The 7,077-nt window shown below is 71.1% G+C and carries 4 protein-coding genes; 1 reads left to right on the top strand and 3 read right to left on the bottom strand.

Annotation, left to right across the window (positions count from 1 at the left end; translation table 11 throughout):
- Positions 1-35: 35 nt before the first annotated feature.
- Positions 36-2,606: an aminopeptidase N gene (gene pepN / locus GWI24_RS01400; RefSeq protein ID WP_210944036.1), complete on the bottom strand. Its 2,571-nt coding sequence runs from the start codon at positions 2,604-2,606 to the stop codon at positions 36-38.
- Between the two features lie 230 nt (positions 2,607-2,836).
- Complete coding sequence (locus GWI24_RS01395; protein WP_210944035.1) at positions 2,837-3,862, bottom strand: aspartate-semialdehyde dehydrogenase; 1,026 nt, start codon at positions 3,860-3,862, stop codon at positions 2,837-2,839.
- A 337-nt stretch (positions 3,863-4,199) separates the two neighbouring features.
- On the opposite strand from GWI24_RS01395, the gene GWI24_RS01390 reads away from it, so the two are divergent.
- Positions 4,200-5,942, top strand: a complete 1,743-nt coding sequence (locus GWI24_RS01390) for a TIGR03767 family metallophosphoesterase (RefSeq protein ID WP_210944034.1) — start codon at positions 4,200-4,202, stop codon at positions 5,940-5,942.
- Between the two features lie 27 nt (positions 5,943-5,969).
- On the opposite strand, the gene GWI24_RS01385 is transcribed toward GWI24_RS01390, so the two are convergent.
- A complete protein-coding gene (locus tag GWI24_RS01385) occupies positions 5,970-6,995 on the bottom strand; it encodes a hypothetical protein (protein ID WP_210944033.1) in 1,026 nt (341 codons plus the stop codon).
- Positions 6,996-7,077: the final 82 nt, after the last annotated feature.

Genomic DNA, 7,077 nt, shown 5'->3' with positions numbered 1-7,077 from the left:
CGGGGCGTTCGGCCCCGCACTGCGCCGCGCCGCGGTCAGCTCGCGGCGGCGTCAGCCGCCTGTGCCCGTAGCGCGCGGTCGATGCCCGCCCGCGACTCCGTCACCAGACGCCTCAGCGCAGCCGTCGGCTCGGCGGACGCGAGCCACGCGTCCGTGGCGTCCAGGGTCTCCGGCGAGACCTGCAGCGTCGGGTACAGGCCCACCACGATCTGCTGCGCCATCTCATGGCTGCGGCTGTTCCAGACGTCCTTCGCCACCGCGAAGTACTTCTCCGCGTACGGTGCCAGCAGCTCACGCTGATCGGTCTGGATGAAGCCGCCGATCACCGCCTCCTGCACCGCGTTCGGCAGCTTGTCGCTCTCCACGACCGAGGCCCACGCCTCCGCCTTGGCCTGCGGTGTCGGCCGCGCGGCCCGCGCCGTCGCGGCGTGCCGCTCGCCCGCGGAGGTCTTGTCGCGCTCCAGCTCCGCCGCGATGGCGGCCTCGTCCGCCCGCCCCGTGGCGGCGAGCCGCTCCAGCAGCGCCCAGCGCAGCTCGGTGTCGATGGCCAGGCCCTCGATCGTCTGGGTGCCCTCGAGCAGCCCGGAGACCAGGTCCAGCTGTGCGTCGGTGCGGGCGGTGGCCGTGAAGGCCCGCGCCCAGGCCAGCTGGTGGTCGCTGCCCGGCGCCGCCGCCCGCAGGTGGTCCAGCGTGGCCTCGGTCCACTGGGCCAGGCCCGTCTCGCGCCAGTCCGGCGCGGCGTACAGGTCCAGGGCCAGCTTCACCTGGCGGTGCAGCGACTGGACGACGCCGATGTCCGACTCCTTGGCGATGCCCGAGAGCACCAGCGCAAGGTAGTCGCGGGTGGCCAGTTCGCCGTCGCGGACCATGTCCCAGGCCGAGGCCCAGGACAGCGCGCGCGGCAGCGACTCCTCGAAGTCGCCCAGGTGCTCGGTGACCACGGCCAGCGAGTCCGGGTCCAGCCGCACCTTCGCGTAGGTGAGGTCGTCGTCGTTGAGCAGGATCACCGCGGAGCGCTTTGTGCCGGTCAGCCGCGGCACCTCGGTCAGCTCGCCGTCCACGTCCAGCTCGATGCGCTCGGAGCGGACCAGCTTGCCGGTCGGGTTCAGGTCGTAGAGCCCGATGGCGATGCGATGCGGCCGCAGGGTCGGCTCGCCCTTGGCGCCGGGCGGAAGCGCCGGGGCCTCCTGCCGCACCGCGAAGGAGGTCACCGTGCCGCTCGCGTCCGTCTCGATCTCCGGCCGCAGCACATTGATGCCCGCCGTCTCCAGCCACTGCTTGGACCAGGTCTTCAGATCGCGCCCGCTGGTCTCCTCCAGCGCGCCGAGCAGATCCGACAGCCGGGTGTTCTTGTAGGCGTGGCGCTTGAAGTACGCCTGGACGCCACGGAAGAACTCGTCCATCCCGACGTACGCGACCAGCTGCTTGAGCACCGAGGCGCCCTTGGCGTACGTGATCCCGTCGAAGTTGACCAGGACGTCGTCCAGGTCGTTGATCTCGGCCATGATCGGGTGGGTGGACGGCAGCTGGTCCTGCCGGTAGGCCCACGTCTTCATGGAGTTGGCGAAGGTGGTCCACGAGTGCGGCCACCTGCTGCCCGGTGCATGGGCCTGGCAGGCGATCGAGGTGTAGGTGGCGAACGACTCGTTCAGCCACAGGTCGTTCCACCACTCCATGGTGACCAGGTCGCCGAACCACATATGGGCCAGCTCGTGGAGGATGGTCTCGGCCCGCGTCTCGTATGCCGCGTCCGTCACCTTGGAGCGGAAGACGTACTGGTCGCGGATGGTCACCGCGCCCGCGTTCTCCATCGCGCCCGCGTTGAACTCCGGCACGAACAGCTGGTCGTACTTGGCGAACGGGTACGCGTAGTCGAACTTCTCCTCGAACCACGCGAAGCCCTGCCGCGTCACCGCGAAGATCGCGTCCGAGTCGAGGTACTCCGCGAGCGAGGGACGGCAGTAGATGCCCAGCGGCACCGAGCGGCCGTCCTTCTCGTAGGAGCTGTGCACGCTGTGGTACGGGCCGACGATCAGCGCGGTGATGTACGTGGAGATGCGCGGGGTCGGCTCGAACCGCCAGACATTGTCCTTCGGCTCCGGCGTCGGCGAGTTCGAGATCACCGTCCAGCCCTCGGGCGCCGTCACGGTGAACTGGAACGTGCCCTTCAGGTCGGGCTGCTCGAAGTTGGCGAACACCCGGCGGGCGTCGGGCACCTCGAACTGGGTGTAGAGGTACGCCTGCTGGTCGACCGGGTCGACAAAGCGATGCAGCCCCTCACCGGTGTTGGTGTACGCGCAGTCCGCGACCACCCGCAGCTCGTTGTGCCCGGCGAGCAGCCCCGGCAGGGCGATCCGCGAGTCCTTGAAGACCTCGTTCGGGTCGAGCGCGTCGCCGTTCAGCACCACCTCGTGCACCGTGGGCGCCACCAGGTCGATGAACGACTCCGCGCCCGACTCGGCGGCGTCGAAGCGCACCGTGGTCACGGAGCGGTAGGTACCACCCTCCTGGGCGCCGCTCAGGTCCAGTTCGATCTCGTACGCGTCCACCGTGAGGAGGCGCGCCCGCTGCTGCGCTTCCTCCCTTGTGAGGTTGGTGCCAGGCACGTCGGCTAACTCCCGTTCGTCATGTGCGGTACGCCATGCGTCAGGCGGATGGCCATCCTCGCACGTCGGACGGTCAGCGCCGGTAGACCAGTTTGTCCACGAGCAGACCCCACGGCCGTGACCGCCACCGACTGGACCGCGACCGCGACGCGACGGCCTGCGGAAAGGGGGACTGAGGGAAAGAGGGGAGCGGCCGCCGGGCCGCTCCCCTCCGAGCCGGGATGCGGGCGTCAGGTCAGGTCGGCCGCCACCAGCTCGGCGATCTGCACCGCGTTCAGCGCCGCGCCCTTGCGCAGGTTGTCGTTGGAGAGGAACAGCGCGAGACCGTGCTCGACCGTCTCGTCCACCCGGATCCGGCCCACATAGCTGGGGTCCTGGCCCGCGGCCTGGAGCGGGGTCGGGATCTCCGAGAGCGCCACGCCCGGGGCCGCGGCCAGCAGCTCATAGGCGCGCTCCACGCTGATCGGACGCTCGAAGCGGGCGTTCACCTGGAGCGAGTGGCCGGTGAAGACCGGGACCCGGACACAGGTGCCGGACACCTTCAGCTCCGGGATCTCCAGGATCTTGCGGCTCTCGTTGCGGAGCTTCTGCTCCTCGTCGGTCTCGAAGCGGCCGTCGTCGACGATCTTCCCGGCCATCGGGAGCACATTGAACGCGATCGGGCGGGCGTACACCCCGGGCTCGGGGAAGTCCACCGCCGCGCCGTCGTAGGTGAGCTCGGCCGCGCGGTCGGCGGTCTTGCGGATCTGGCCGTCGAGCTCGGCCACGCCGGACAGCCCGGAGCCGGAGACGGCCTGGTAGGTGGTGGCCACCAGGGCGGTGAGCCCGGCGTCGGCGTGCAGCGGGCGCAGCACCGGCATGGCGGCCATGGTGGTGCAGTTCGGGTTGGCGATGATGCCCTTGGGGCGGTCCACCGCGGCGTGCGGGTTGACCTCGGCGACGACCAGCGGCACCTCGGGGTCCATCCGCCAGGCCGAGGAGTTGTCGATCACGACCGGGCCCTGGGCGGCGACCTTCTCGGCCAGCGCCTTGGAGGTGGCGCCGCCCGCGGAGAACAGGACGATGTCCAGACCGGAGTAGTCGGCCGTGGCGGCGTCCTCGACGGTGATCTCGGTGCCGCGCCACGGGAGCGTACGACCGGCCGAGCGGGCGGAGGCGAACAGCCGCAGCTGCTCGGCCGGGAAGTCACGCTCGGCGAGCACCCTGCGCATCACTCCGCCGACCTGGCCGGTCGCTCCGACGATTCCGATCCTCATATCAGCCCTTTTCCTTGGTTGTGCCTGTTCGAGGCGCCTACCCTCCTGGCAAGTGTCTCAGGCGGGTCCGTTACCGTCCCGTGATTTATCCCACGGCGGGGGCGGTTCCCGGATATGGCGGGGGCGGTTCCCAGATCTGATGAACGCCGGGTGAGCGGAAGAATTCCTGTTCACAAGGGCGCGATGACCGTTTGCTGCCGCCAAGATCCACGTGTGGAGATCGGCGACCCGCGTTGCCGTCTCGTTCACTCCCAAGCCATCCCCGATGCCAACGATCCGAGGTGAGGGCAGCGTCGCTGTCCGCCCGTCACCGCGTGTCCACTCGGGGAGATCGCGCATGTCCCGCATACGGTCCGTACGGTCCGCCGCAGCTGCCGTCGCCACCCTCGACCGGCGCACCTTCCTCGCCGCCGCCACCGCCACCGGTGCCACGGCCGGCCTGGGAATCGCCTTCGGTCCCGGCAGCGGCTCGGCCGGTGCCTCGCAGCCCGCCACCGCGCACGCCGCGGGCCGCCGGGTGGTGCAGGCCCCGGCGGCGCCCTCGACGGCCGGTACGACGCTGGAGACGTTCTCGGCCGCACACGGCGCCACCGGCTACCGGCGGCTCGCCGACGGCCCCGCCTGGGCCCGTAAGGTCCGCACCGAGATCACCGGCGCCAAGGGCGGCCGCGAGGACCGGCGCACCGCGCTCGCCTCGTTCGTCCAGCTCACGGATCTGCATCTGACCGACGTCCAGCACCCGATGCGCTACGAGTTCCTGCGCGCCGGGCGCGCCGGGGCATGGCGGCCGCACGAGGCGCTGACCATCGCCGGGGTCGCCTCGCTCATCGAGCGGATCAACGGGCTGCGCGGCGGACCCGCCACCGGGGCGCCGCTGTCGTTCGTCATGACCACCGGCGACAACACCGACAACAACGCCAAGATCGAGCTGGACTGGTTCCTGACCGCCATGAACGGCGGCCGGATCACCCCCAACACCGGCGATCCGCGCCGCTACGAGGGCGTCCAGAACAGCGGGCTCAAGGAGTTCTGGCACCCCGAGGAGGCGCTGCGCGACGCCGACAAGAAGGCCGGCTTCCCGCGCATCGACGGCTTCCTCGAGGCCGCGCTGCGCACCGTCAACAGCCCCGGGCTGCGGCTGCCGTGGTACTCCACCATCGGCAACCACGACGATCTGGCGGGCGGTGTCTACTCCCTCGGCCACGACTACTACACGGATTTCGCCACCGGAAAGCGCAAGCTGGAGATCATCCCGGCGGCCGACGCGGAGCGGCTGTTCAAGGGGACGCGCGTCGGGGACGACCCCAAGGGCGTCCAGATGAAGGCGCTGCTGGACGCGCACGCCAAGGACATGCGCACGGTCACCCCCGACGAGCGCCGCGCACCCTTCACCCAGAACGAGTACCTGGCCGCGCACCTCGACCCGGCCGCCACCGGCTCCGGTCCGGTCGGCCACGGCTACACCAAGGCCAACCTCGAGCAGGGCACGCTCTACTACTCGTTCCGGATCTCCGAGAACATGATCGGCATCAGCCTGGACACCACCGACCCGGGCGGCCACTACACCGGTTCGCTCGGCACCGCCCAACTGCGTTGGCTGGAGCGGACGCTGAAGGCCCACAAGGACGACTACGTGATCGTCTTCAGCCATCACTACAGCCGCAGCCTGGACAACATGAACCACGACCCGGGCCGCCCGGGCGAGGCCCGCCACGGCGGGGACGAGGTCGTCGCCCTGTTCCAGCGCCATCCCAAGGTGCTGGCCTGGATCAACGGCCACAGCCACCAGAACGAGATCACCCCGCGCGGCACCTTCTGGGAGATCACCACCGCCTCGCATGTGGACTTCCCCCAGCTGGCCCGGGTGTTCGAGGTCGTGGACAACCACGACGGCACGATCTCCCTGTTCACCACGCTCATCGAGTCGGCCGCGCCGCACCGCACGGACTTCTCGGACCTGTCCCAGACCGGTATCGCGGCCCTCTACCGCGAGCTGTCCTTCAACGCGCCCGGCGCCAGCCAGAAGCTGGCCGGCGACGCGACGGACCGTAACACCGAGCTGCTGCTGCGCAAGCCCTGACTCCTCCCCGCTGAGGCCCCAGGGACCTCAGCGCGGCAGGACCACCACATAGGGGGCCGGTTCGCGGTCGGCCGCCGCGATCAGGGCGGTACGGACCACCGCGGCCTGCTCCTCCGGCGACTCCCGCAGCTTCTTCGGCGTCACGCGCACCACCGTGATCCCGAGCCGCTCCAGGTGTTCGCGCTTGCGGCCGAAGCCGCCGCGCCAGACCTCCTCGTCCTGGCGCGGCGCCCGGGCGTCGATCTCCACCGCCACCGCCTGCTCACGCCAGTAGGCGTCCACCCCGCCGAGGGCGGGCCCGCCGGGCAGCCGCAGCTCCACGTTCCACAGCGGCTCGGGCAGATGGTGGCCGCGCACCATGTCGTACAGCCGCCCCTCGGCGATCGCCCGGCCCTCGGCGAGCAGCGCGTCCACGGCGTCCACGACATGCGGCCGGGACAGCAGCCGGGCCGAGTTCAGCTCCGCGACGACGGCCGCGGCCTCGCAGTGGCCGTGGCGCACGGACTCGGTGAGCAGTCTGCGGACCAGTACGGCATCGGTGAGCCGGGCGACGGCGTCGGCGAGGGCGCGGGCCACCGGGGCGGTGGGCACCCCCGCGAGGTACTGGGGGGCGGGCAGGGTGCCGGCCCGGACGAAGCGGACGAAGCCGGTGGCGCGCAGCCGCCGGGTGCGCGGCACCAGGACGTCGATGTGGTCGAGGGAGGCCAGCGGGGGAGCGGAGGAGAAGTGGCGCAGGGCGAGCGCCGCCAGCCCGGTGATCATCGCCTCGCCGCACGGCTCGCCGCCGCCCGGCGCCGACCCGTCGGCCCCCTGGCCGCGGCTCGCGGTGTACAGCAGCGCGGCCAGCAGCCGCTCCTCGCTGGTCGCCGGGCCCGGGTGGAGCAGATGGACGCCCGGCAGGATCTGCTGCCAGGGCCCGCCGGCCCGGCAGCGCTCCGCGGCGACGGACGCGGTCACACCGTGCTCGCGCAGCTGACGTGTCGTCAGGACCCGGCGCTGGACGTCCGAGAGGTGGTGGAGGGGGCGGGGGGACAGCGGCGTGTTGTGGCTCATGCCCCCGCCATTCCCGCGCCCGCTCCACTCGCTAACCGCTGTTACACAGTCGTCGACAAAAGCGGACAACACCGCACTAAAG

The sequence above is a fragment of the Streptomyces sp. MK37H genome (assembly GCF_018035285.1).
GTDB lineage: Bacteria > Actinomycetota > Actinomycetes > Streptomycetales > Streptomycetaceae > Streptomyces > Streptomyces endocoffeicus.
Note: the sequence above shows the minus strand (reverse complement) of the source record. Positions and strands in the feature narration are given on the sequence as shown.

Coding starts and splice junctions, on each gene's coding strand:
- GWI24_RS01395 (WP_210944035.1), bottom strand. CDS start 3,862: ATGAGGATCGGAATCGTCGGAGCGACCGGCCAGGTCGGCGGAGTGATG.
- GWI24_RS01390 (WP_210944034.1), top strand. CDS start 4,200: ATGTCCCGCATACGGTCCGTACGGTCCGCCGCAGCTGCCGTCGCCACC.
- GWI24_RS01385 (WP_210944033.1), bottom strand. CDS start 6,995: ATGAGCCACAACACGCCGCTGTCCCCCCGCCCCCTCCACCACCTCTCG.